This window comes from Neotabrizicola shimadae, from assembly GCF_019623905.1.
GTDB classification, from domain to species: Bacteria; Pseudomonadota; Alphaproteobacteria; order Rhodobacterales; family Rhodobacteraceae; genus Neotabrizicola; species Neotabrizicola shimadae.
In genome coordinates this window covers 881,377-905,345 of sequence record NZ_CP069370.1, presented here as the reverse complement: position 1 = coordinate 905,345, position 23,969 = coordinate 881,377, and the positions used below count along the sequence as shown (strand labels likewise).

The 23,969-nt window shown below is 67.7% G+C and carries 21 protein-coding genes; 6 read left to right on the top strand and 15 right to left on the bottom strand.

The window, feature by feature from the left end:
* Positions 1-3: 3 nt before the first annotated feature.
* The 4 genes from JO391_RS04240 to JO391_RS04225 all read right to left on the bottom strand — a co-directional run bounded on the left by JO391_RS04240 (position 4) and on the right by JO391_RS04225 (position 4,230).
* Positions 4-1,101, bottom strand: coding sequence for an ABC transporter ATP-binding protein (locus JO391_RS04240; protein WP_220662948.1), 1,098 nt, complete (start codon positions 1,099-1,101; stop codon positions 4-6).
* A gap of 92 nt (positions 1,102-1,193) precedes the next feature.
* Positions 1,194-2,402, bottom strand: a complete 1,209-nt coding sequence (locus JO391_RS04235) for an ABC transporter substrate-binding protein (protein WP_220662947.1) — start codon at positions 2,400-2,402, stop codon at positions 1,194-1,196.
* 47 nt (positions 2,403-2,449) lie between these two features.
* A complete protein-coding gene (locus tag JO391_RS04230) occupies positions 2,450-3,295 on the bottom strand; it encodes a carbohydrate ABC transporter permease (protein ID WP_259444821.1) in 846 nt (281 codons plus the stop codon).
* A 2-nt stretch (positions 3,296-3,297) separates the two neighbouring features.
* Entirely contained in the window at positions 3,298-4,230 is a 933-nt protein-coding gene (locus JO391_RS04225; RefSeq protein ID WP_220662946.1) for a carbohydrate ABC transporter permease, read from the bottom strand.
* Positions 4,231-4,448: 218 nt separating this feature from the next.
* On the opposite strand from JO391_RS04225, the gene JO391_RS04220 reads away from it, so the two are divergent.
* The 5 genes from JO391_RS04220 to JO391_RS04200 all read left to right on the top strand — a co-directional run bounded on the left by JO391_RS04220 (position 4,449) and on the right by JO391_RS04200 (position 10,745).
* On the top strand, positions 4,449-5,210 hold the full coding sequence (locus JO391_RS04220) for a GntR family transcriptional regulator (RefSeq protein ID WP_220662945.1): 762 nt from the start codon (positions 4,449-4,451) through the stop codon (positions 5,208-5,210).
* Between the two features lies 1 nt (position 5,211).
* The gene (locus JO391_RS04215) at positions 5,212-7,041 is read left to right on the top strand and encodes a beta-N-acetylhexosaminidase (RefSeq protein WP_259444820.1); all 1,830 of its coding nucleotides are present in this window, start codon (positions 5,212-5,214) and stop codon (positions 7,039-7,041) included.
* Between the two features lie 55 nt (positions 7,042-7,096).
* Positions 7,097-8,026, top strand: a complete 930-nt coding sequence (locus JO391_RS04210) for a hypothetical protein (RefSeq protein WP_220662944.1) — start codon at positions 7,097-7,099, stop codon at positions 8,024-8,026.
* A 176-nt stretch (positions 8,027-8,202) separates the two neighbouring features.
* Complete coding sequence (locus JO391_RS04205) at positions 8,203-8,802, top strand: DUF502 domain-containing protein (protein ID WP_375155697.1); 600 nt, start codon at positions 8,203-8,205, stop codon at positions 8,800-8,802.
* Between the two features lie 2 nt (positions 8,803-8,804).
* Positions 8,805-10,745, top strand: a complete 1,941-nt coding sequence (locus JO391_RS04200; RefSeq protein WP_220662942.1) for a cytochrome c3 family protein — start codon at positions 8,805-8,807, stop codon at positions 10,743-10,745.
* Positions 10,746-10,911: 166 nt separating this feature from the next.
* Here JO391_RS04200 and JO391_RS04195 read toward each other — a convergent pair whose 3' ends face one another.
* Positions 10,912-11,862, bottom strand: a complete 951-nt coding sequence (locus JO391_RS04195; protein ID WP_220662941.1) for a nickel/cobalt transporter — start codon at positions 11,860-11,862, stop codon at positions 10,912-10,914.
* A complete protein-coding gene (locus tag JO391_RS04190) occupies positions 11,844-12,500 on the bottom strand; it encodes a DUF1007 family protein (RefSeq protein WP_220662940.1) in 657 nt (218 codons plus the stop codon). Before JO391_RS04190 ends, JO391_RS04195 begins: the two co-directional genes overlap by 19 nt.
* Positions 12,501-12,648: 148 nt before the next feature.
* Between JO391_RS04190 and JO391_RS04185 the strand changes: the two genes are divergently transcribed.
* Positions 12,649-13,932, top strand: coding sequence for an aminopeptidase (locus JO391_RS04185; RefSeq protein WP_220662939.1), 1,284 nt, complete (start codon positions 12,649-12,651; stop codon positions 13,930-13,932).
* Positions 13,933-13,981: 49 nt separating this feature from the next.
* Here JO391_RS04185 and JO391_RS04180 read toward each other — a convergent pair whose 3' ends face one another.
* From JO391_RS04180 to rnd, 9 genes are all read right to left on the bottom strand, one after another.
* Entirely contained in the window at positions 13,982-15,115 is a 1,134-nt protein-coding gene (locus JO391_RS04180; RefSeq protein WP_220662938.1) for an ABC transporter permease, read from the bottom strand.
* Positions 15,112-16,044, bottom strand: a complete 933-nt coding sequence (locus JO391_RS04175; protein WP_220662937.1) for an ABC transporter ATP-binding protein — start codon at positions 16,042-16,044, stop codon at positions 15,112-15,114. Before JO391_RS04175 ends, JO391_RS04180 begins: the two co-directional genes overlap by 4 nt.
* The gene (locus JO391_RS04170; protein WP_220662936.1) at positions 16,041-17,006 is read right to left on the bottom strand and encodes an HlyD family secretion protein; all 966 of its coding nucleotides are present in this window, start codon (positions 17,004-17,006) and stop codon (positions 16,041-16,043) included. The genes JO391_RS04175 and JO391_RS04170 overlap by 4 nt, the downstream gene beginning before the upstream one ends.
* Positions 17,003-17,644, bottom strand: coding sequence for a TetR/AcrR family transcriptional regulator (locus tag JO391_RS04165; RefSeq protein WP_220662935.1), 642 nt, complete (start codon positions 17,642-17,644; stop codon positions 17,003-17,005). Before JO391_RS04165 ends, JO391_RS04170 begins: the two co-directional genes overlap by 4 nt.
* Positions 17,645-17,709: 65 nt before the next feature.
* Positions 17,710-18,456: a sulfite exporter TauE/SafE family protein gene (locus JO391_RS04160; RefSeq protein WP_220662934.1), complete on the bottom strand. Its 747-nt coding sequence runs from the start codon at positions 18,454-18,456 to the stop codon at positions 17,710-17,712.
* Positions 18,457-18,469: 13 nt separating this feature from the next.
* Positions 18,470-20,245, bottom strand: a complete 1,776-nt coding sequence (gene xsc, locus JO391_RS04155) for a sulfoacetaldehyde acetyltransferase (protein WP_220662933.1) — start codon at positions 20,243-20,245, stop codon at positions 18,470-18,472.
* A 127-nt stretch (positions 20,246-20,372) separates the two neighbouring features.
* Positions 20,373-21,854, bottom strand: a complete 1,482-nt coding sequence (pdxR, locus tag JO391_RS04150; protein WP_220662932.1) for a MocR-like pyridoxine biosynthesis transcription factor PdxR — start codon at positions 21,852-21,854, stop codon at positions 20,373-20,375.
* Between the two features lie 91 nt (positions 21,855-21,945).
* Positions 21,946-22,626, bottom strand: coding sequence for a phytanoyl-CoA dioxygenase family protein (locus tag JO391_RS04145; protein ID WP_259444819.1), 681 nt, complete (start codon positions 22,624-22,626; stop codon positions 21,946-21,948).
* A gap of 71 nt (positions 22,627-22,697) precedes the next feature.
* Positions 22,698-23,861, bottom strand: a complete 1,164-nt coding sequence (rnd, locus tag JO391_RS04140; RefSeq protein ID WP_220662930.1) for a ribonuclease D — start codon at positions 23,859-23,861, stop codon at positions 22,698-22,700.
* Positions 23,862-23,969: the final 108 nt, after the last annotated feature.

Here is a 23,969-nt window from a genome sequence, read left to right as displayed (position 1 = left end):
CTGTCAGGCGGCGAGCGCCGGGGCCTTCAGCCGCCGCATCACGGCGCCCGAGGCATCGAAAACATGGGCATCGGCAGGGTTGAAGCCGAGCCGGACCTCTTCCCCCTCGCGCACCGTGGCGTCGCCCGGCAGTGCCGCGCAGAGCCGGTGGCCATCGGGCATCTTGCCATAGGTGATGGAGACGCCGCCGAGCCGTTCCAGGATGTTGACGCGCATCGGCAGGTCCTGTCCGAGGGTCAGGTTTTCAGGGCGGATTCCGACATCGACCTTGTCGCCGGGACGGGCACGGCCGGCCTCGACCGGAAGCACGGCGCGGTGGCCGGCGGCAAATTCCACGGCCAGGCCAGCGGCATCGGTGCCGACCACGGTGGCCTGGATCAGGTTCATGTTGGGCTGGCCGATGAAGGTGGCCACGAAACGGGTCGCCGGGTGGTGATACAGTTCCATCGGAGAGCCGAACTGCTCGATCCGGCCGGCGTTCAGCACGACGATGCGGTCGGCCATGGTCATCGCCTCGACCTGGTCGTGGGTGACGTAGATCATGGTCGCGTCAAGCTCGCGCTGGAGCTGGCTGAGTTCCACGCGCATGTCGCCGCGCAGGGCGGCGTCGAGGTTGGACAGCGGTTCGTCGAAGAGGAAGACCTTGGGGTTGCGCACGATCGAGCGGCCGATGGCGACGCGCTGGCGCTGTCCGCCCGAAAGCTGGCCGGGCTTGAGCATCAGCTTGTCGGTGAGCTTCAGGATTTCGGCGGCGCGGCCGACCTTCTGCTTGACCTCGGGCTCTGGCAGCTTTGCCACGCGCAGCGGGAAGGCGATGTTCTCGAACACCGTGAGATGCGGGTAGAGCGCATAGGACTGGAACACCATGGCAATGCCGCGCTGCACCGGCGGCAGGTCGCTGACGTTCTGGCCGTCGATGAGGATCTGGCCCGAGGTGGCGGCTTCCAGACCCGCGATGATGCGCAGGAGCGTGGACTTGCCGCAGCCCGAGGGGCCGACGAAGACCACGAATTCGCGGTCCTTCACCGCAAGGTCGATGCCGTGCAGCACCTTGGCCGTGCCGAAGGATTTGGTGATGTTGCGAAGATCGAGCGTGGCCATGGACGGGCTCCTGCGGCGGCGGCAAGGGATGGCTTGGGCGGGTAGCGCCGGATTCTTCGCGGAAAAACCCGGCGCCCCCTTGGTCTGTCAAATCACTTCACGTCGTTCAGTTCGACGCCGGCCTGGGTGACCAATTCGTCCACCGAGCCTTCGCCCAGCATGATGCCCTGCACCATGTTGGTGAACACGCTTTGCAGTTCCTTGAAGTTTTCCACCATCGGCTCGGGTCCGCCGGTGGAGATGCCGGCCACGAAGACGGGCCAGGGATCCTGCTTGTAGTACACGTCGGTCATGCCGACCTTTTCGTAGTCCAGGATCGGGGTCAGGCCCCAGGACGAGTCGAGGTCGTACTGCGCTTCGCCGCTGGTCAGCGCCTTGGCGAGCTTGGTCGCCAGTTCCTCGTTGCCGGTGCCCTTGAACACGGCGAGCGAGTCGGTGATCAGGATGGTGCCCGAGGGACCCGAGGGGCCGTGCGGGATGGGAACGATCAGCTGGTTCGGCACCTTCTCGGCATGCTGGCCCTTGCCCCAGGGGCCGGTGACATACATGGCGATCTGGCCGTCGTTGAACAGGTCCTTCATCTGGTCCCGTTCCCATTCGGTCGGGCCGGACTGCATGTAGGGCAGAAGGTCGGCGTAAAGCTGCAGCGTCTCGCGCGTCTGCTGGCTGTCGAGCGCGGGCTTGCCGTCGGCGTCGAAGACCACGCCGCCGTTCGAGTAGAGGAAATCGAGGAACATGTGCATCGTGTTGTCGAAATCCTTGCCGGCAATGCCGATGCCCGCAGCATCGGTGTTGTCGGTGACCTGCTTGGACAGCGCCACGAGGTCAGCCCAGGTTTCCGGCGCCTTGCACTCGGCGCCCGCGGCTTCGACCACCGCGCAGTTGATGTAGAGCGCCTTGGTCGAGAAGGCGTGCGGGATGCCCCAGTACTGGCCGCCGTTGGTGACGGTCTTCAGCACGCCGGGCTGGAACACGGCTTCTTCTTCCGGCGTGAAGGTCACGGGGACGATCAGGTCGTTGTTGGCGAGCTGGCGCAGGGTGCGCGAGCCCATGTAGGCCACGTCGGGCGGATCGCCGGCCGAGGCGAGCTGCATGGACTTGTCCTGGCAGGTGCCCCATTCCACGGCTTCCATCTTCACCGTGACGCCGGGATTGTCGGCCTGGAACTTGTCGATGACCTTCTGGTCGGCCGGGCGGACTTCGCCGCCGCACATGATGAAGTGCAGCTCCTGCGCCTGGCCGGCGAGGGCCGAGCCGCCCAGAAGGGCCGCCGCGACCGTCAGGGTCTTGAAGTGGTTCATCGAGGTAGTCTCCCTTTGTTGGACTTGGGTTTCGTTGTGGTTGGTCGTCACTCTTTCACCGCGCCCGCCGTGAGGCCGGCGACGAGGTATTTCTGCAAGACGAGGAAGAAGAGCATCACGGGCAGCACGCCGGTGAGCGCGGCGGCCATCATCTCGTTCCAGGTGGTGTCCTGGTAGCCGATGAATTCGAACAGGCCGGCGGGCAGCGGTTGCAGCTCGCGGACGTTGTTGAAGGTGATGGCGAAGAGGAATTGCTGGGCATAGGCGCCAATGAAGACCGAGGTGGCGACCACGATCAGGCCGGGCACGGCGAGCGGCACGACGACGCGGCGCAGGGTGTACATGCGGCTGGCGCCATCGACGAAGGCGGCCTCTTCCAGCTCCTTCGGGATCTTTTCCAGGTACGATCGCAGCAGCCAGATGCCGGTGGGGATCAGGAAGGCCACGCCGGGGATGATCATCGCCCAGTAGGTGTTGAGCATCCCAAGAGAGCGCAGCACGCGGTAGAGCGGGATCAGGAGCACGGCGCCGGTGAACATGTTCACGGCCAGGAAGCCGCCGAGCGAGAGCGCGCGGTAGGGGAAGTCGAGCCGGGCGTAGGCATAGGCCGAGGGGATCACCACGACCATGGTGATCGCGGTCACGGCGGTCGAGATGAAGATCGAGTTCAGGATGTAGCGGCCGAGAAGCGGCACGGTCTTCCACATGTCGCGGTAGGCCTGCCAGCTGAAATCGTCGGACCACCATGTGAAGTCGGCGGTCATCAGATGGCTCATCGGGCGGAGAGAGACGCGGAACATCTCGATGAAGGGCATCAGGATGAACAGCAGGAAGAAGAAGGTGGCGATGTAGAGGCCGATCTTCTGCAGGAGGCTGAGGCGATCCATCATCATGGTCATTTCGCTCCGTAATGGCGGTTCACGCGGTTCAGCAGGAACAGGTAGGCCAGCGAGAAGACGGCAAGCAGCACCACGATCACCACCGCCCGCGCCGCGCCTTCGCCGAAACGCTGGCTGGAGATGGCGACCTTGTAGGTGTCGATGATGAGCGTGGTGGTGGCGCCCCGCGGGCCGCCTTCGGTGAGGATCCAGATGATTTCGAAACTGTTGAAGGTCCAGATCGCCGAAAGCAGCGCCATGGAAACGATCACCGGCATGATCTGGGGAATGGTGATGCGGCGGAAACGATACCAGCGCCCTGCCCCATCGACCCAGGCGGCCTCGTACAGGTCGCGGCTGACACCCTGCATGGCGGCCAGGAAGAACAGCGTCACCATCGGCGTGCCGACCCAGACATCGGTGACGACGGCGGAGTAAAAGGCCGAGGTCTTGGTGGCCAGAAGGGCGACGCGGTCCTCGACCAGGCCGAATTCCTGCAACAGGCCCGAGATCAGGCCGAAATAGCCGTTGTACATCCACTTCCAGCCGATCACGCCGATGGCCACCGGGATCACCCAGGGCGGCATGACGAGGACGCGGAACAGCGCCTTGCCGGGGATGGCCGCGTTCAGGAGCGAGGCACCGATCAGCCCGACGATCAGCTTCAGGCTGACGGCCAGGGCCATCCAGTAGAAGGTGCGCCCGACCGTGTCATAGAACTTCGGGTCGGCGAAGAGTTTGGCATAGTTCGCCACGCCGACATATTCCTCGCCACCGAGCGTGGCATTGGTGAAGGACAGGCGGATCGTCTCGACCAGCGGCCAGGCGACGATGAAGCCGATGAATACAAGCGCCGGCGAGATGAGAAGCCAGGCGAACCAGCTTTCGGGAAGCGGCTTGCGAAGGGCACGCGCCCCGGCGCCGGCAAGAGGTTCTGCGGTGTCGGCCATCTGTGTCCACCCTGTCGTCCGGCCTTCGAAGGGGCCGAATCTGTCTGTGGGGCCGACCATACCAAAGATTCGTGACGATGCTACCAAGATAATACCAATCCACAGGAAAATCTTCATTGGACCGATTTTGGTCTTGCGAAAGGTCCGAATCGGGGCCTTACTTATGCCAAAGCGCCGGGATTGGTATCATCCGGCAATACCAAAGAAGGCGAGTGGTCATGGGAGGAGAGGATACGGCGATCTTCGCGCCCGCGGTCTGGTTCCGCGAAGGCCGCGGGCCGCGCTATGCGCAGCTTTATCGCCACATCGTCTCGGCCATCCAGTCGGGCGAACTGGCGCCCGACAGCCAGCTTCCGCCCGAGCGTGACCTTGCCGAAATTGCCGAGGTGAGCCGCGTCACCGTGCGCAAGGCGGTGGCGCAACTGGTGGACGAGGGGCTGGTGGACCAGCGGCGCGGCGCGGGTTCGTTCGTGCGCGGCCAGGGACCCAAGCTGGAGCAGTCGCTGTCCTCGCTGATCTCGTTCACCGAGAACATGCTGGCGCGGGGGCGCGCCTCTTCCTCGGAAGTGCTGTCGCGCGGGCTGTTTCCGCCGACACCGGATGAAAGCATGACGCTTGGCCTGCGCACCATCGACCGGGTCAGCCGGCTGGAGCGACTGCGGTCGGCCGATGGCGTGCCGATGGCGCTGGAAATGTCGTCGCTGCCGGAGGACATCCTGCCCGACCCCGAAGTGGTGGGAACCTCGCTGTACCAGTATCTGCGGGGCGAGGGTCGGGCGCCGACACGGGCGATCCAGCGCGTGGGGGCGATCAACCTGTCGGCCCGCGAGGCGCAGCTTCTGGCCATGCCCGTGGGCGCGGCGGTGCTGCGCATCGACCGCACCGCCTATCTGCCCTCGGGCCGGCCGATAGAGTTCACCAAGGGCATCTACCGGTCGGACCTGTACGACTTCATCGCCGAGCTTCGGCTGGGAGACTGACATGACGCTGAGCTTCGATGCGGCCATCGAGGGCCGCACCATCCGCTGCCGCATCGGCACCGACCGGGCGCTGAAGGCGCCGGTCTTCTGCTATTCGCTGATGGCGGCCAACCGGCCGATGTCAGGCGGGGTGCTGGTGCGGTCGGTCGCGGGTTATTCCGAGGTGGCCTTGCCCGATCTTTCCGCGGGCGCCCTGCACGAGGTGGTGCTGGAGCATGTCGATCCCGAATACCGGCCGCGCAACCGGGCCTGGCTGCCGCTTGGCCCCTATCTGCGCCATGCGGGCGGCGTCGATCCGTTGCCGCCCTTGCCTTCAGGCGTGATTTCGGGCGAGGCCCCCGAGCCGCCCCCCTGCCCCGGCCTGCGACTGGTGCCGCCGCCGCAATCCTGGGCGGCTGCGACGGGCGTGGCCGATGCGCGGGGCGGCTTCTCGACCCGGTCCCATCTGCTGGACGGTGTGGAGGCGCTGGCGGGGCGGCTGAACCTGGGGCCCTTCCTTCGGGGCAGCCTGGCCCTGCGGCTGCACCACGACCCGACACTGGTGGCCGAGGGCTACCGGCTGGAGATCGGCGCGGCGGGCGTTGACCTGACACATGGCGATGCGACGGGGGCCTTCTACGGCGGCGTCACGCTGTTGCAGCTGAAGGCCACGCATGAGGGCATGATCCCTTGCGGTGCGATCGAGGATGCGCCGCGCTTCGGCTGGCGCGGGCAGCATCTGGACTGCGCGCGGCACTTCTACCGGCCCGAGACCATCCTGCGGCTGATGGACCTGATGGCTCTGTTCAAGCTGAACCGCCTGCACTGGCATTTCGCCGATGACGAGGCGTTCCGGCTGGAGGTGGACTGCCTGCCCGACCTGTGGCGCAAGACCGCCTATCGCGGCGAGGGCGAGCTGGTGCCCGGCGTCTTTGGCGGCGGCATCCGGTCGGGCGGCAGCTATTCGAAGGGCGATGTGGCAACCGTGCTGGAACGCTCGGCCGCGCTGCACATCGGCGTGCTGCCCGAGATCGAGGTGCCGGCCCATGCCTTTGCCTTCAACCAGGCGGTGCCGGGCCTGCGCGACCCCGGCGACAACGGGGCAGAGATCAGCATCCAGGGCTATGCGCAGAACGTGCTGAATCCGGCGCTGGAGGCGACCTGGGACACCCTGATCCCGCTGGCCGAGGAAGTGGCGGGGCTGTTCCCGATGAGGATGTTGCACCTGGGCTGCGACGAGCTGCCGCCCGGCGCCTGGGAGGGCTCTCCGCTTGTGACGGCGCTGAAGGCGCGCGAGGGACTGGCGGGCCGCGACGAAGTGCAGGGCTGGATGATGGAGCGTCTGGCGGGCCATCTGGCGGCAAGGGGCATCCGCCCTGCCGCCTGGGAAGAGGCGGCGAAGGGCGCACAGGGCGGCATCGGGCATGAGGCGCTGATGTTCAGCTGGACCGGGCAGGGGCCGGGCATCGCCGCCGCGCGCATGGGGCATGACGTGGTGATGTGCCCGGCGCAGAAGGTCTATTTCGACATGGCCCATACCGGCGATGCCGATGACTGGGGCGCGGCCTGGGCCGCCTTCGTGAACCTGGAAGAGACGGTGAACTGGTCGCCGGTGCCGAAGGGCGCCGAGGATGTGGCCCATCGCATCGTGGGCGTGCAGGGCTGTTTCTGGTCGGAGTTCACCACCGCCGATGCCGAGATCGAACCGATGATCGCGCCGCGCATCCTGGGCCTGGCCTGCAAGGCCTGGGAACCCGATGGCTTGACCAGCGGCCCGCGCCTGCGCGAGTTGGCGGGGGCGCTTGGTCCGGTCTTCGACACGGCCGGCTGGACACGGCACCGCACCCCCTGACCGGCGCTTGCCTCGCCCTGACGGGGCGCTAGTGTGAGGCGAGGCAGGGGGACGCATGGCCGCAACATCGAAGGCATGGCTGGGGCGGGGCGTGGCGATGGCGCTGATGCTGGCGCCTGCCACGGCGAAGGCCCAGGATGTGCGCGACCAGATCCGGGCGCAGGCGGCGGGCGCTCTGGCACTTCTGGGCGCGGCGACGGTGCCGAACGAGGCGGCCAGTACGCTGTCGTTCAGCGGCGGGACCGAAACCGGCGGCGCGCGCTTTCGCGGGTCGCAATTCGGCGGCGGGTTCAACCCGGACGGCAGCCCGCTGTATCTGGAGGGGTTCCTCGGCTGGAACTCCTATGACCCGGTGCTGTTGTTCGACAAGGACATGGTCCAGGGCGAGGCGCCGACGAACTGGCGCAGTGCCGCCCTGACGGCCGGGGTGGGCTGGGATTTCCCCATCGGCGCAGGCATGGTGTTCCGCCCGATCCTGGATGTGGCCGTGGGCAACATCACCGTGGACACGCCGGGGGACGGGCCGCTGGAGGATGTGACCTCGTTCCTGGACGACGGCGTGATGGCCACGGGCCTGGGCGGGGCGCTGATGATCGAGGGCAACTGGATGCTGCGCAACGACTGGGAAGTCGATGCCACGCTGCGTCATTCGCACATGTGGCTGCAGACCACGAACGGACCGCTGAGCGCGTTCGGCAGCGCCGAGGCGATCACCTCGTCGGCCTGGGCGCGGCTGCGCGTGCCCACGCCCTGGCAGGCGCTGCGCCGGCCGATGCGCGCGGTGACCGAGGTGGCATTCGCGAGCTACACCGGCGATCAGGCCGAAATCCTGGATACGACCTGGTTGGCGCAGATCGGTATCGGGGCCGAAATCGACCTGCGCGAAGCGAAACTGCCCTGGATCGACGCGGGCCGCCTGATGCTGCGCTATACCCGCGGCGACCAGGTGGACGGGGTGTCGTTCGGCATTTCTGCCGATTTCTGACACCAGGCGCACCGCAGGCGCCAAAGCCATGCGACCTGGGCCAGGTGACGGGTTGCCTGCACCGCGCTGCCCGGACATCATCGTGCCAGCCACCGCAAGAGCGAACCGATGCCGCATTTCCCCCTGACCGCCTGCCCCCCGGCACCCATCTGCCGCGAGGCCATGCCTTGCGCCCGGTGATCGAGACGCTGCGCGCCACCCTGATCGGCGGCATCCTGTTCCTTCTGCCGGTCGGAATCGTGATCGTGGTGTTGGGCAAGCTGGTGAACGGCGCGTCGGTCGTGGGCCGAAAGGTGCACGAGACCGTGCTGCCCGGCCTCGACGCGGACGCCACGGCCTTTGCGGTCGCCGTCCTGTTCCTGTTCCTCATCGCGCTGGCAGCGGGGCTGTTCGCCCGCACGCAGGCCGGCTTGCGGACCTTCACGCTCATGGAACGGCTGCTGCTCACGCGGCTTCCCTTCTATTCGGTCTTCCGCCATGCCATCGGCGATTTTGCGGAAGGCGCGGATTCGCTGATCGGCACCGGCGAGACACGGGTGGTGCTGGTGCGTCTGGACGACATGCAGGTGATCGGCTTCGTGGTGGACACGCGCGAGGACGGGTCCTGCATCGTCTATCTGCCGGGCGCGCCATCGGCGCTTTCGGGATCGGTCGCGCTGATCGAGCCCGACCGGATCACCGAAACCTCGATCAAGCCGACCGAGGTGATTTCCGGGATGCGCCGGCTCGGCCAGGGGCTGGTCGCGCTGAACCAGCGTGCGCGGCGGGGAGGCTGACCATGCAGGCGATCCGGGTCCTTGTTGCCGCGCTGATCCTTGGGCTGATGGGCCCATCGGCATTTGCCGAAGAGACGCCGAAGCCAGTGGGTTCGGAAGCCTGCGCCGGTTGCCATTCCGAGGCAACGGCAGCCTGGGAGATGTCCCACCATGCCCACGCCTGGACGCTGCCTACGGCGGAAACCGTGCTTGGGGATTTCAGCGATATCAGCGTGTCCCACGGTGGCTTTACCGCACGGTTCTTCATGGACGGCGACAGCTACATGATCGAGACAGAGGGGCCAGACGGACAACGGCGCCCCTACGAGGTGGTGGGCGTGGCGGGCATAACGCCGCTGCAGCAATACCTCCTGTCGCCGGAACCGGGCCGCACCCAGGTGTTCGACATCGCCTGGGACGTGAACGAGAAGCGCTGGTATCCGGTCTTTCCGACCCAGATGGTCGGCCCCGGCGACGGCTTTCACTGGACCGGCCCTTACAAGAGCTGGGAGGCGCGTTGCGCCGAGTGTCACGCCACCAACTACACCCGCAACTATGACCCGCGGACGCGGACCTATGCGCCACAGATGACCGAGATCTCGGTGGGTTGCGAGAGCTGCCACGGGCCGGGCTCGGCGCATCTTTCCTGGGCGAAGGACCCTCACGGCTTCACGGTGCCCGCGGGCCTGACGGCGCATGGCCTGACAGTGGCGCTGGAAGGCAAGCAGGCGGGCGAGATCGCGGTCTGCCTGACCTGCCATTCCCGGCGCGAGAGCCTGGCCGATGGCACGCCGGTGCCGGGGACCTCCTATGCCGAGACCTATGCCATCTCGCTGCTGCGTCCGGGGGTGTACCACGCGGACGGGCAGATCCTGGACGAGGTGTTCGAGGGCGGCTCCTTCCTGCAGTCGAAGATGTTCGCCAAGGGCGTGACCTGTTCCAACTGCCACGAGCCCCACAGCGGGGCGCTGAAGGCCGAGGGCAATGCTGTCTGCACCCAATGCCATTCGCCGGCGGGAAACCCGGACTTCCCCTCGCTGCCTCTGAAGGTGTTCGACGGGCCGGAGCATACCTTCCATCCCGAGGGATCGGAGGGGGCGCGCTGCGTGAACTGCCACATGACGGGGCGGACCTATATGGGGGTGGACTTCCGGCGGGACCATTCGTTCCGCATTCCCCGGCCTGACCTGGATGCCGCGACCGGGGCGCCGGATGCCTGTACCGGGTGCCATGCGGACAAGGGTGCCGACTGGGCCGCGGCCGAGATTGCCCGGCGCTTCCCCGACAGCACCCATCGGGGGCCGCATTACGGGGCGGTGCTGGCCGCCGGGCGGGCGGATCCGGTGGCTCAGACCGGGGCGCTGATCGCGCTGGCGGAATGGCCGGGGCCGGGGATCGTGCGGGCCACCGCGTTGGAGATGATCCCTGCCCTGCCAGCGGGACCGGAGCTGGACCGGCTGGCCGGGCTGAGGACCGACCCCGATCCGCTGGTGCGGGCGGCGCTGCCGGGGGCCTTCATGGGCCTGCCACCGGAGCAGAGGCTTCAGGTCCTGCGGCCGCTTCTGACCGATCCGGTGGCCACGGTGCGGGCGGCGGCGGGCAAGGCCCTGGTGGCGGTGCCGGTCGAGGACCCCGATCTGGCGGCGGCGCTGGCGGTCTGGCAGGGGGGGCTGGGCAGCCGGCTGGACATGCCCGAGACCCACCTTCAGATCGGGGGGGCGGCGTTGCAGCGGCGGGACCTGGGGCTGGCGGCCCAGGCCTTTGGCGAGGCGGTGCGCCAGGACCCCCAGCTTCCGGCGGCCTGGTCCATGCTGGTCCAGATCCATGCCGCGGCGGGGGACATGGAGGGGGCGCGGGCGCTGTTGGCCGAGGGGATCCGGCTGAACCCCGGCGATCCAGAGCTCTTTGGCCTTCAGACCCAGTTCGGGGGCGGGGCCGAGGGGCTGTTGCCCGACCTGCCCTGAGGCGTCCGAGCTCGGACGCCTTGACAGACCCAGCAATATCAATGAGTTGCACGGACGAATTAACTTGGACTTAACCTTTGAGCGCCGCCGGCTTCGGCAAGGAAGCCGGCCAATTTCGTTCGAACGAAACTGCAACTCCCCTTGAAGGAATTTGCTTGCGACAGCTTCAGATCGTGCGCCACAGGAGGTCGGCGGCGGCCACGACGACGAGCGCGCCAAGCGCGATCTGTGCCAGCGGCAGGGCGCGGGCGAGGCTGGCGCCGGGGAGGCTCGCCACCGCGCCTTCGCGTGCCCAGACCGAAAGGCCAGCGACCGCCAGCGTCACCGTGGCGGTGCCAAGGCCCATGGCGAAGGTGCCCGCCACGCCCCAGGGGAAGACGCGCATCTGCCAGGTGAGAACCAGAAGGAACAGCGCCCCGGTGCAGGGCCGCATCGCGATGCCGGCGATCAGCACGAGCGCATCGCGGAGCGTCGAGACCTGCGCCACTTCGTCCAGCGTCGGGCCGTGGCGATGGCCGCAATGTTCGTCGTGGACGTGGTGCGGGTCGTGATCGTGGTGCGGGTCGTGATCGTGGGCGTGGTGGTCGTGGTGATGGTGGTCGTGATGGTGATGCCCCTGCCCTTCGGCCCGTGGCAGGGCGCGAAAGCCGCGCAGGACGAGCCAGAGGCCGATGCCGGCCAGCGCGGCATAGCTGAGCGGCTCCAGCAGGCGGTCGGCCACTTCGGTCATGTGCTCGCGCGTCCAGCCAAGCGCCAGAATGCCGGCCCCCACCAGCGCCACGGCGGCGGCTGATTGCGCCAGAGAGGAAGCCAGCGCGATGCCCGCCAGCGTCAGGGGCCGGACCCGGCTGCCCAGGCCATAGGCGCCGATCAACAGCTTGCCGTGCCCCGGACCGGCCGCATGGACAAAGCCATAGGCGAAGCAGAGCGCCAGCAGCGCCGAGACGGCGGCCGGATCGCCGGCGCGCAGGCGGCGCAGCGCCCCGGCCATGGCGTTCTGCACCTCGCGCTGTGCCAGGGCCGCGCGCGCGGCCAGCGCATCCATGCCGCCAAACGCCCAGAAGAGCGCGATCAGCACGGCGAGGACCAGCCCCAGGATCAGGAGGGCGCGGCGCATGTCACGCGGACCTCGTCGGCATAGGCGGCGCCCACGGCGGGAAAGCCGCCGGATTCGACATCGCTGCCGTCATATTCCTTCAGCGCCGCATCCAGTATGGCATCCGCCTTGCTGCGATCCGGCTCCCAGATGCCGGCGGTGCAGCCGTCGCGGCCGGTGACCACGGGTTCGGCGTCGATGGTGTAGGCGGTATAATAGCCGGGGTCATAGCTTTGCACGACCAGCGGCACCTCGGCCACCGGGACAGGCGCATCGAAATCGCGGACATGGGTCGAGGTGAGCGAGGCGCCGTCGTAGTTCATCGTCCAGTCGCGCGGGCGGCTGAGCGCCAGCGGCCTGTCACCGAGAAGCGCATAGGTATCACCGGGAAATTCCGGGTCCCATTCCATGTCGGCGCCATTGAGCGAGGCGAGTTCGTCCGCCGTCAGCACGTTGTCGCCATCGGGATCAAGGCCGTTTTCCTGCACCATCATCAGCGAGAACATCTCGTCATAGGTCCAGCTGATGCGCAGCGCGGTGGCTCGGCCCTGATCATCGAAGATCACCTCGACCCCGGTGGAGACGAAGATATGCGGATGCGCCTCGGCCAGGGCCGGGGCGAAGAGAAACGGGGCGGCAAGGAGGAGGGCGCGGCACATGGGGGCCTGTCTGGTGCGTCGGACGGCAGAGTGCCAAGGGCCGCGACCGGGCGCAAGCGGCTCGCGAAGAGGTGAGAAGTGACCCAGCGTCAGGGGTGGGCAGGCCGGTTTCCCGGCACTAGGCTTTCGCGAAACGAGGGAGTGAAAGATGACCGACAGCGACGCATCCCATCCGTCCACCTTTGCGGGCCTGGCCGAGCCGGGGCGGGTCGATCCGGTCCGGCTGGACCGGCTGGCGGAAGTGGCCGTGAAGGTGGGGCTGAACATCCAGCCGGGGCAGGATCTGATCCTGACCGCGCCGGTCGCGGCGCTGCCGCTGGTGCGGCGGGTGGCGGTTCATGCCTATCGCGCCGGGGCGGGCCTGGTGACGCCGATCCTGTCGGACGAACAGGTGGTGCTGGCGCGCTATTCCGAAGCGCGGCCAGAGAGTTTCGACCATGCGGCGGGCTGGCTGTTTTCCGGCATGGCGGCGGCCTTCGGCGAGGGCGCGGCACGCATGGCGATTGCCGGGGACAACCCGATGATGCTGTCGGGCCAGGATTCCGAGGCAGTGGCGCGGGCGAACAAGGCCAATTCCCATGCCTATCGCCCGGCGATGGAGCGGATCACCGGCTTTGACATCAACTGGTCGATCTGCGCCTATCCGACCGCTGCCTGGGCGCGGCTGGTCTTCCCCGACCTGCCCGAGCCCGAGGCGGTGGCGCGGCTGGCCAATGCGGTGTTCCGCGCCTCGCGGCTGGACGGGCCGGACCCGGTGGCGGCCTGGGCCGAGCACAATGCGAACCTGATGGCGCGGCGGCGCTGGCTGAACGGGCACGACTTCCAGGCGCTGCATTTCCGCGGCCCCGGCACCGACCTGACGGTGGGCCTGGCCGAGGGACATGAGTGGATGGGCGGGGCCTCGACCGCAAAGAACGGCGTGACCTGCAACCCCAATATCCCCACGGAAGAGGTCTTCACCACGCCGCACGCGCTGCGCTGCGAGGGGTATGTGCGGGCGACCAAGCCCCTGTCCTACATGGGCACGCTGATCGAGAACATCGAGGTGCAGTTCAGCCAGGGAGTCATCGTCGAGGCGAAGGCCACAAAGGGCGAGGCGGTGTTGCAGAAGATGATTTCCTCGGACGAGGGCGCGCGGCGCCTGGGCGAGGTGGCGCTGGTGCCGCATTCCTCGCCCATCTCGCAATCGGGCATCCTGTTCTATAACACGCTCTTTGACGAGAACGCGGCATGCCACATCGCGCTTGGCCAGTGCTATGCCAAGTGTTTCCGGGGCGGCACCTCGATGGGTGCCGAGGAGATCCGCCAGCGGGGCGGCAATTCCTCGATCATCCATGTGGACTGGATGATCGGCGGGCCGGAGACCGACATCGACGGCATCACGGCGAGCGGGGGGCGGGTGCCGGTGTTCCGCGGGGGCGAATGGGCGTAAGGGGGATGGGCAGATTGCCCATCCTACGGGACCGGGTGGGCTGGCGGCGCTAATCCAGCGTCTGGCGATAGCGCAGGAGCGCGGCGGTCACGATCACCGCCATGATGAGCGCGAGCGCGCCCATGTCGGGGGCGATGTCGGGCATGGCGCCGGCCTTCAGCATGACCTTTCGCGTGAGCCGCAGGAAATGTGTGGCGGGGATCGCCGTGCCCAAGACCTGCGCCCAGTGCGGCATGCCGGCGAAGGGGAACATGAAGCCGGACAGGAGGATCGAGGGCAGGATGGTGAAGAAGGAGATCTGCATCGCCTGCATCTGGGTGCGGGCGAGTGTCGAGATCAGGAAGCCGAGCGCCAGGTTCACCACGACATAGAGGTTGAAGCCCAGGAAGAAGGCCAGGGGCGAGCCGAGGAAAGGCACGTCGAAGAGGTATTTCGAGGCGGCGAGGAAGATCAGCGTCTGGATATAGCCCACGAAGACGTAAGGGATGATCTTGCCCAGCATGACCTCGACGGAGCGGACCGGGGTGGCGATCAGCGTCTCCATCGTGCCGCGTTCGCTTTCGCGGACGATGGCGACCGAGGTGATGAGCGTCAGCGTCATCGACAGGATGATGGCGAGGAGACCCGGCACGATGTTGGTGGCGGTGCGGCCCTCGGCGTTGAACTGGCGGTGCACGGAGACGCCGAAGGGCGCGGGACCGGGGGCGGCATAGGCGAGCGGGCCTTGCAACACATCGCGCATGGCGGTGTCGGCGATGGACTGAATGGCGCCGACCGGGCCGCCGACGGCCGCCGGGTCGGAGGCATCGGCGGCGAGCAGGAGGTCGGGCGAGAGGCCGCGCACCACGTCGCGTTCGAAGCCCTCGGGGATGACCAGCACGAAATTGGCGCGGCCGTCGCGCAGGAGCCGGTCGCCTTCGGCCGGGCCAGTGACGATGCCCTGGACATCGAAATAGTCGCTTTGGCGCATCCCCTCGACGATGGCGCGGCTGACCGGGCCGGTGTCGGCCATCTCGACATAGGTGATCAGGTGCCGTGGGTCGGTGTTGATGGCATAGCCGAACAGCAGAAGCTGCATCACCGGCACGCCGATCATCATGCCGAAGGTGACGCGGTCGCGGCGCATCTGGATGAATTCCTTCACCAGCACGGCGCCGAAGCGGGAGGGCGAGAACCAGGTCATGGCGGGGCGGGCGCGAAATTGTCGGTGGAGCCGGCCATGAGGTAGATGAACGCCTCTTCCAGGCCCGCCGGGACCTCTTGCACCGTCAGGCCGCGGGCGCGTTCGGGGGCGGTGGCGGCCTCGAGCATGGCGCGGTCGGTGCCCGAGATGCGCAGGACGGCGCCGAAGCGGGCGACCTGCAGGCCGGGGATGGCGCGCAGGCGGGCTTCGGCCTCGGGCAGGTCCGCGCCGGACAGGCGGAAGGTCAGAAGGCCGATCCGGCCGGGAATGTCCTGGGCGCGGCCGTCGATGAGTTTGCGGCCATAGGCGATGTAGGCGATGAAGTCGCACTGGATCGCCTCGTCCATGTAGTGGGTCGAGACCAGGACGGTGACGCCGGTGGCGGCGAGGCGGCGGATCTCGTCCCAGAATTCGCGCCGGGCCTTCGGGTCCACGCCGGCGGTGGGTTCGTCCAGCAGCAGGAGCTTCGGGTCGTGGATCATGCAGGCCGCCAGCGCCAGGCGCTGCTTCCAGCCGCCCGAGAGCGAGCCGGCCAATTGGCTGGCGCGATCGGTCAGGCCGAGGTCGGCCAATGCCTGCGCCACCCGGGAGCGGCGGCCCGGCAGGCGGTACATGCGGGCGATGAAATCGAGGTTCTCGCGGATCGTCAGGTCTTCGTAGAGCGAGAAGCGTTGGGTCATGTAACCCACCTCCTCCTTGATGCGCCGGGACTGGGTGAGGATGTCGTGGCCGAGGCAGGCGCCCGTGCCGCCATCCGGCGTAAGGAGGCCGCACATCATGCGGATGGTGGTGGTCTTGCCCGAGCCGTTGGGGCCGAGAAAGCCGTAGATCGCGCCGGTGGGCACATCCATGTCGAAGCCGTCCACCACCTTTCGGCCGGAGAAGACCTTGGTCAGCCCGCGCACGGTGATGGCGAGCGGGGCGGTCATGGCGCGGACTCTTGCACCAGCGGCTCCAGCGTGACCGGCTGGCCGGGCAACAGCGACAGGGGCTGGTCCGAGATCGCTTCGGCCCGGAAGACGAGGCGGTTTCGTTCCTCGCGGCTGTAGATGATCGGCGGGGTGAATTGCGGGTCGGCCGACAGCCGGGTGACGCGGGCCGACAGGCCCGGCGGGCAACTGTCGCAGGTGAGCGCGAGGGTCTGGCCCACCGCCACGGTCGCGCGTTCGCGTTCGGGAATGAAGAAGATCGCCTTCATCACATCGGGGGCGTAGATGGCGATGGAGGGCGCGCCGGTGGCGGCGACATCGCCTTCCTGGAAATAGATATCGTCGATGAGGCCGGTGATCGGCGCGCGGACCTGGCGTTCGTCCAGCGCGATGCGCGCGGAGTCTTGCGCAGCCTGTGCCGCCTTCAGCGCCTGTTCGGCGGCTTCGCGTTCGGCGCCGCGAGCAGGCAGTTCGGCCACGCGCAACTGCGCCTGAAGTTCGGCCACCGCGGCATCCGCGGCATCCAGCGCGGCGCGGTCGGATTGCCATTGCGAGAGCGAAATCACGTTGCGCGCCAGCAATGTCTCGGACCGGTCGAAGTTGATCTTCTGCTGCGCCTGCACGGCTTTGGCCTTGTCGAGACTGGCGCGGATGACGTCGATCTCGTCCTTGCGCTTGCCGGTCTGAAGGTCCTGGAGGTTGGCGGCGGCCTGGGCCACGCGCGCCTCTGCCTCGGCCAGGGTGGCACGTTCGGCGCGGTCGTCCAGCAGCATCAGCACCTCGCCCGCCTCGACCTTCTGGCCTTCCTGCACCGGGATCGCGGTGATGCGGCCGGGTGAGAGCGGCGCAGCATAGTGGTAGTCGGCCTCGATATAGCCATTCCAGAGCCGGCCGGGGTCGTCTCCGTAACCCGGAATGACCGCGGCCAGCACCGATGCGAACCAGCCGGGAAGGTCGGTCATGGCGTCCCCCCGCCGGGATCGAGCCCGGCCAACAGGATGGAAAGATGGTTTTCGATCAGGGCGTCCAGCCCTTTCTCCGGGCCGGGACGGATGCCGAATACCTCATCGAGCAGGACGTGGAGGATCACCGGGCCCATGATCGTGCGCAGCGTCAGTTCGGGATCGACCGGTCGGAACCGACCCTCGGCCACCCCGCGGCGGACGACACCGATCACCACGGGCATCACCCGGTCCATCACGGCCTGGCGGTAGAAGGCCGCGACTTCCGGCACCGCCGGCGCCTCGCGCAGGATGAGCTTGGGCACGGCCAGCGCACCGGGGCGGCTGAGCGCGGCGGCGACGGCGCGCAAGAGCGCGGCCAGCGCCTCTGCCGGATCTTCGGCATGTTCGGCGATGCCGGTCAGCGCGCCTTCGGTCAGGGGCTGGACCGCGCGGCGGATCAGCGCCTGAAACAGCGCCTGCTTGGAGGGGAAGTACAGATAGACCGCCCCTTTGGACAGGCCGGCGCGGGCCGCGATATCCTCCATCCGCGCCCCGGCAAAGCCCTTTTCGGTAAAGACGGCAAGGGCCGCGTCCAGCACCTCGTCGGGGCGGGCCTCGGCGCGGCGGCGGAACTTGGGGGCGGGCGCTCCGGTCATGAGTCGTTAATAACTGACCGGTCAGTTATTTTCAAGTCAATTGACGGGGATTGGCCGGTTGCCTCCTAAAGGAGGGCGCGGACCAGGCCCATTGTGGCAAGAAGCGCTAGCAAGCCTATGGCAAAGCGGCGGAAATCCTTGGGATCGGTGTTGAAGAAATGCCGCGAGCCGATCCAGTTTCCGACCAGCACAGGCGGCAGAAGCCAGGCGGTGGCGACCAGCGTTTCCCAGGTGAAGAGGCCGTGATACCAGTAAAGGGGCGCGGAATAGATATCGAGCAGGGGGAAATAGGCCACCAGCGTGGCGCGGAAGGCCGCGGCCGGAATGGGCTGCGCGGCGAAGAAGGCCGCCACCGGCAGGCCCCCCATGCCCGGCGCATTGGCCAGGCCCGAGACGACACCGATGCCGAGGGTTGCCCCCTGCCCGGCGGGGCGCGACATGCGCCAGCCGGCCATCAGCACACCGCACATCACCAGCACGTAACCCGAGATCACCGCGCGGGCGGCATCTTCCGGGATCGAGGTCAGCGCCCAGAGACCGATGGGAAGGCCCACCGCCGCACCGGCCAGAAGGGGCAGGACGCGGCGCCAGTCCACATGATGCGCCAGCCCCTTCCAGGCCTGGAGCGACATGAGGGTTTCCAGGATCACCACCACCGCCACGAAATGCAGCGGGTTGGTGACGACCCCGGAGGCCGCAATCAGCAGCGCAGAAAAGCCGAAGCCGGAATAACCGCGCACGAAGGCCGAGACCAGCGCGGCCAGGCCGATCCAGGTGGCGGCGAAGGGCGTCAGCTCGAAGGGCAGCGTCACGAGACGGCGGCCATCACACCGCCTGCTCGCGCATGTCGGAGGCCAAGATGCCCGCCACCTCGACCGGCTTCTTCATCGCGTCGCGGCGGAAGGGCTCGCCCAGTTCCTGGTTGATCATCGCCTCGATGAGGGTGGTCTTTCCGTGGTTCATCTGGTCGTCGATCGCCTGGCGCAGGGCCGCGGTCAGTTCGTCCATGGTGCGGGCGACCACGCCCTGCAAGCCGCAGGCCTTGGCGATGCCGGCATAGGAGACCTGTTCGTTCAGCTCGGTGCCGACGAAGTTGTCGTCATACCAGAGCGTCGAATTGCGCTTTTCCGCGCCCCACTGGTAGTTGCGGAACACGACCTGGGTGATGGCGGGCCATTCGCCCCGGCCGATGGCGGTGAGTTCGGTCACCGCGATGCCGAAGGCGCCGTCGCCCGAGAAGCCCACGACCGGCGTGTCCGGGCAGGCGATCTTGGCACCCACCACCGAGGGCAGGCCATAGCCGCAGGGGCCGAAGAGGCCGGGGGCCAGGTATTTGCGGCCCGCCTCGAAGGTGGGATAGGCGTTGCCGATGGCGCAGTTGTTGCCGATGTCGGAGGAGATGATCGCCTCTTTCGGCAGCGCGGACTGGATGGCGCGCCAGGCCATGCGGGGGCTCATCCACTGAGGCTTCGCGGCGCGGGCGCGCGCGTTCCAGGTGGTGCCGGGATCGTCGTCTTCGTGGTCCATCGAGGCGAGCTGCTGCGCCCAGGCGGATTTCTTCTGGGCGATCAACGCCTTTCGATCCGATCTTCCGGCATCGCCCGCGGTCCTGGACAGACGCGCGAGGATGCCTTCGGCCACCTTGCCGGCATCGCCCACGATGCCCACCGCGACCGGTTTGGTCAGGCCGATGCGGGCGGGATTGAGGTCGACCTGGATGATCTTTGCGTCCTTCGGCCAGTAGTCGAGGCCGTAGCCCGGCAGGGTGGAGAACGGGTTGAGCCGGGTGCCGAGCGCCAGAACCACGTCAGCCTGGGCGATCAGTTCCATCGCGGCCTTGGACCCGTTGTAGCCGAGCGGTCCGGCGAAGAGGGGATGCGAGCCGGGGAAGGCGTCGTTGTGCTGGTAGCCGACGCAGACCGGGGCATCCAGCCGTTCGGCCAGTTTCATCGAGGCCGGTATGGCACCCGACAGCACCACGCCCGCACCGTTCAGGATGACCGGGAACCTGGCCGAGGAGAGGAGCGCCGCCGCCTCGTCCAGTGCGGCGGAACCGCCCGAGGGGCGCTCGAATTCGACGATGGCGGGAAGCGCCACGTCGATCACTTGCGTGAACATGTCGCGCGGCACGTTCATCTGGGCGGGGGCCGAGGCGCGTTTGGCGTTCAGGATCACCCGGTTCAGCACTTCGGGGATGCGGGCGGGGTCGCGCACTTCTTCCTGGTAGGCGACCATGTCCTTGAACAGCGCCATCTGCTCGACTTCCTGGAAGCCGCCCTGGCCGATGGTCTTGTTGGCAGCCTGGGGCGTGACCAAGAGAAGCGGCGTGTGGTTCCAGTAGGCGGTCTTCACGGCGGTGACGAAGTTGGTGATGCCCGGCCCGTTCTGGGCGATCATCATGCTCATCTTGCCGGAGGCGCGGGTGTAGCCGTCGGCCATCATGCCGCCCGAACCTTCGTGGGCGCAGTCCCAGAACCGGATGCCGGCCTTGGGGAAAAGGTCGGAAATCGGCATGAAGGCAGAGCCGATGATGCCGAAGACATCGCGGATGCCGTGGCGTTGCAGCACCTTCACAAAGGCTTCTTCGGTGGTCATGCGCATGGGGAGGCTCCGGTCGGATGGCTTCGATTGGCCGCAGGAATAGGGCCGCACCGAGAGCCGTCTTAGGGCCAGATTCGGGATCGTGGTAAGTCCAGAGCGGGAAGGTCCTGCCCCGCAACGGATTGCCTCATGGGACTCTCGCGGAAAATTCGTCGTCCTGCAGGGCGCGGGCGATCAGGGCGATGCCTTCGGGGATGCGGCTGACCGCAATCGAGGAATAGGCCAGGCGGTAATGCCGCCGGTCGGGCCGGTCGGGGGCGAAGAAGGCGCCACCGGGCTCGATCAGCACGCCTTGCCCTCGCAGCACCTCGGCCAGGCGCGCGGTGTCCACGCTCTCGGGCGCGCGCATCCAGAAGGAGGAGCCGCCAAAGCCGCCCTGCCCTGCGATGTCCAGCCCGTTCGCGCGGATCGCCTCGTCCATCACGGTGCGGCGCCGCTTGAAGGCGGCGCGCATCCGGTTCACCAGCGCATCGTAGTGACCAAGCGACAGGAAATAGGCCGCCGTGCGCTGGATGTGGCCCGGCGGATGGCGCAGCACCTGGGCGCGCAGCGCCCGCGCCTCGCGGATGAAGCTTTCGGGCGCCACCATGTAGCCAAGCCGGAGGCCGGGAAACAGCGACTTGGAAAAGCTGCCGATGTGGACGACACGGCCCTCGGTATCCAGCGATTTCAATGAGGGCGAGACGGGCTTGAGGAAACTCATCTCGAACTCGTAGTCGTCTTCGACCACCACGAAATCGCGCTCACCCGCCAGCCGCAGCAGGTCCAGCCGGCGGTCCAGCGGCAGGGTGGCGTTGGTCGGGCTTTGATGGCTGGCGGTGGTGAAGACGACATCGGCATCGTGCGGCAGGGCATCGGGCGGCAGGCCGTCCTGATCCACATCCACCGCCGCCACCCGACAGCCGAGTTGCGCGAGGATGGGGCGCAGGCCGGGATAGCCGGGGTTTTCCATCACCGCCACGCGGTCGGGCGCCAGCAGCACCTGCCCCGCCAGCCAAAGCGCGTTCTGCGCCCCCATCGTCACCAGCACCTCGCCAGCGCGCGCGTCGATGCCGCGGCGCGGCAGGATGTGGCGCAGGATGTATTCGATCAGCATCGGATCGTCGCGTTCGTAATAGTCCGAGGTCAGCGCCTCGAAATCTCGCCGCCCCAGGGCGGACAGGGCGCAGAGCCGCCAGTTCTGGTGGTCGAACAGCGTGGCATCGGCCTGGCCGTAGATGAAGGGATAGGCAAAGCGCGACCAGTCCTCGGGGCGGGCCACCCGCGCGGTGCGGCTGAAGCGCTCGCCCGTCAGCCGGGCATAGTCATACTGCGGTCCGGACGCGGCGCGGGAGTGGAAATCCGGCGGCACGGGCGCATTGCCCGAGACGTAGTAGCCCGACCGACCGCGCGCCGTCAGGTAATCGGAGGCGACGAGTTCGGTATAGGCCAGCGTCACGGTGATGCGGCTGATGCCCAGATGCGCCGCCAACGCCCGCGACGACGGCAGCCGGTCGCCGGGACGGAAGCGTCCCGACAGGATGCCCTCGGCCACCATTTGCCGGATGCGCTGCTGCAGCGTGCCGCCGGCGCCGGTGGACAGGAAGAAGGATTCAGGCGGGATCGCCAAGTCTGGACCTATCGGGCGCAGAAGTTGGACCTAAGCTGGCCCTGTGGGCCGGGCAGGTCAAGGGCGCATGCCTGCCGAGCGGACTTCGCTGTCAGGGCAGGTTCAGCCAAGCGGCGACGGACGGCAAGAGCGGGCGGAAATAGGCGATGATCCGCCCCTCGGGCGGGGCGGTGGCATCATCGGCCCAGGGCGTCACGCCATGCAGCGTCAGGCGGTGCAGGAGGATCGCCTCGCCGGGCCGGGCGGGAACGTCGACGCGGCGGCAGGTCTGGAAGACCCGCGCGCGGGCGGCGGTATAGGCTTCGGTCACGTCGATATCGTGCCAGGTTTCCGGTGGGTGGTCGGCAAAGGCCGCGACCAGCGCGTCGCGAAGGATCGGGGCGCTGCCCTCCCAGACCGTCAATGGCGAGGCATCTGCCGAGCAGTCCGTCAAAGGCAGGCCGAGGATCCAGCCGTGCGGCTCTTTCACCATGCGACGGCGGTCTGGGCCAATTGCCAGCAGCCCGTCCAGATGCGCGGCGGCCCGGGTCTGGCGAAAACGGAAGCCGGCCGGGCTGTCCTCCGGGTCGGGCCGGGGATAACCGGGATAGATCGTGGAGATCTGGGCGCGATGCAGGGCCAGGGGCGCCAGCGGCAGGACGTCCCAGGGAAAGGGCGTGCCGCCAATGCGACCATCCGCTTCGTTCGGCAGAAGGTCGAGCCCCACGGCCCAGGTGCCGCCTGACCTGCGAGGGGCCGGATCCTCGGCAAGTGCCTGACGGGCAAGGGGCAAGGCCGCCTCTGCCCAAGCGTGTACCAATGGATCGGGGCCGATGCGCTGCCAGCCAGGGACCGCAGAGGCCATCAGCCGCCGGTGCGGATCACCCGCACCTCGCTGCCCTTGGCGGTCAGCGCAATCTCGCCCCGGCAGAGGCGCAGCGCGTCTTCGCCGAAAGCCTCGGCCCGCCAGCCCTTCAGCGCATCGAGATTGCGCTCGCCCGCGGCAATGGCATCGAGGTCCGAGGCCGAGGCGATGAGCTTGGGCGCCACGCCAAGGCTTTCGGACTTGGCTTTCAGAAGAACGCGCAACAGGTCGGCCAGGGCCGGGTTCACCTGCAGTTGTTCGCGGGCGGTGTCGGGCTTGGGCATGTCGTCGGGGCGCATCTCGAGCCCCGACTTCACGGCGGCGAGGATGCCTTCGGCGATCTCGGCCTTGCGGCCCTCGCGCTGGAGAAGGCGCGAGCGGCCCAGTTCCTCCATGTTGGTGGGCCGGGTCGATGCGACCTCCAGCAGGGCGTCGTCCTTCATCACGCGGGAGCGGGGGACGTTCATCTTCTGGGCGTAGTCTTCGCGGAAGCGGGCGAGTTCCTTGACGATGGCCAGGAAGCGGCCCGAGGAGGTGCGGGTCTTGATGCGCTCCCAGGCCTCGTCGGGGCGGACGGTGTAGGTTTCGGGATCGGTGAGGATCGCCAGTTCCTCGGCCACCCAGCGGTGGCGGTCGTTCTTTTCAAGCTGGGCGGCCAGCCATTCATAGATGACCCGAAGATGGGTCACGTCGGCCAGGGCGTATTCCTTCTGGGCGTCGGACAGCGGGCGGCGCGACCAGTCGGTGAAGCGGGAGGTCTTGTCCAGATTCTCGCGGGCGATCTTCTTGACCAGGGTTTCATAGCCGGCCTGTTCGCCGAAGCCGCAGACCATGGCGGCGACCTGGGTGTCGAACAGTGGGTCGGGGAAGACCCCGCCCTCGACAAAGAAGATCTCCAGATCCTGGCGGGCGGCGTGGAAGACCTTGACCGTCGCCTTGTGGCGGAAGAGATCGTAGAGCGGCTCGAGCGACATGCCCTCGCCCTCGATCGGGTCCACCAGCACGGCATCGCCGGTCTTGCCGGGCAGGGCCATCTGGATGAGGCAGAGCTTGGACCAGTAGGTCCGTTCCCTGAGGAACTCGGTGTCGATGGTGACGTAGGGCTGACCCTTGGCTGCCTCGCAGAAGGCGGCGAGGTCTTCGGTCGTGGTGATCGTGCGCATGGGCCGTCCTTTCGGGAGCCGCGGGGTCGTCCCGCCCTGGATCAGACAGTCTTAAGACCCGGGGGCGGATTTGGGAAGGGGCAGGCGTCCGAGCTCGGACGCCACTGC

Excerpts from the sequence above, each read along its gene's own strand:
- JO391_RS04185 (WP_220662939.1), top strand. The coding sequence starts at position 12,649 with ATGACCGACAGCGACGCATCCCATCCGTCCACCTTTGCGGGCCTGGCC.
- JO391_RS04230 (WP_259444821.1), bottom strand. The coding sequence starts at position 3,295 with ATGATGATGGATCGCCTCAGCCTCCTGCAGAAGATCGGCCTCTACATC.
- JO391_RS04215 (WP_259444820.1), top strand. The coding sequence starts at position 5,212 with ATGACGCTGAGCTTCGATGCGGCCATCGAGGGCCGCACCATCCGCTGC.
- JO391_RS04190 (WP_220662940.1), bottom strand. The coding sequence starts at position 12,500 with ATGTGCCGCGCCCTCCTCCTTGCCGCCCCGTTTCTCTTCGCCCCGGCC.
- JO391_RS04195 (WP_220662941.1), bottom strand. The coding sequence starts at position 11,862 with ATGCGCCGCGCCCTCCTGATCCTGGGGCTGGTCCTCGCCGTGCTGATC.
- JO391_RS04170 (WP_220662936.1), bottom strand. The coding sequence starts at position 17,006 with ATGACCGACCTTCCCGGCTGGTTCGCATCGGTGCTGGCCGCGGTCATT.
- xsc (WP_220662933.1), bottom strand. The coding sequence starts at position 20,245 with ATGCGCATGACCACCGAAGAAGCCTTTGTGAAGGTGCTGCAACGCCAC.
- JO391_RS04235 (WP_220662947.1), bottom strand. The coding sequence starts at position 2,402 with ATGAACCACTTCAAGACCCTGACGGTCGCGGCGGCCCTTCTGGGCGGC.
- JO391_RS04225 (WP_220662946.1), bottom strand. The coding sequence starts at position 4,230 with ATGGCCGACACCGCAGAACCTCTTGCCGGCGCCGGGGCGCGTGCCCTT.
- JO391_RS04180 (WP_220662938.1), bottom strand. The coding sequence starts at position 15,115 with ATGACCTGGTTCTCGCCCTCCCGCTTCGGCGCCGTGCTGGTGAAGGAA.
- JO391_RS04240 (WP_220662948.1), bottom strand. The coding sequence starts at position 1,101 with ATGGCCACGCTCGATCTTCGCAACATCACCAAATCCTTCGGCACGGCC.
- rnd (WP_220662930.1), bottom strand. The coding sequence starts at position 23,861 with ATGCGCACGATCACCACGACCGAAGACCTCGCCGCCTTCTGCGAGGCA.
- JO391_RS04200 (WP_220662942.1), top strand. The coding sequence starts at position 8,805 with ATGCAGGCGATCCGGGTCCTTGTTGCCGCGCTGATCCTTGGGCTGATG.
- JO391_RS04210 (WP_220662944.1), top strand. The coding sequence starts at position 7,097 with ATGGCCGCAACATCGAAGGCATGGCTGGGGCGGGGCGTGGCGATGGCG.
- JO391_RS04220 (WP_220662945.1), top strand. The coding sequence starts at position 4,449 with ATGGGAGGAGAGGATACGGCGATCTTCGCGCCCGCGGTCTGGTTCCGC.
- JO391_RS04175 (WP_220662937.1), bottom strand. The coding sequence starts at position 16,044 with ATGACCGCCCCGCTCGCCATCACCGTGCGCGGGCTGACCAAGGTCTTC.
- JO391_RS04165 (WP_220662935.1), bottom strand. The coding sequence starts at position 17,644 with ATGACCGGAGCGCCCGCCCCCAAGTTCCGCCGCCGCGCCGAGGCCCGC.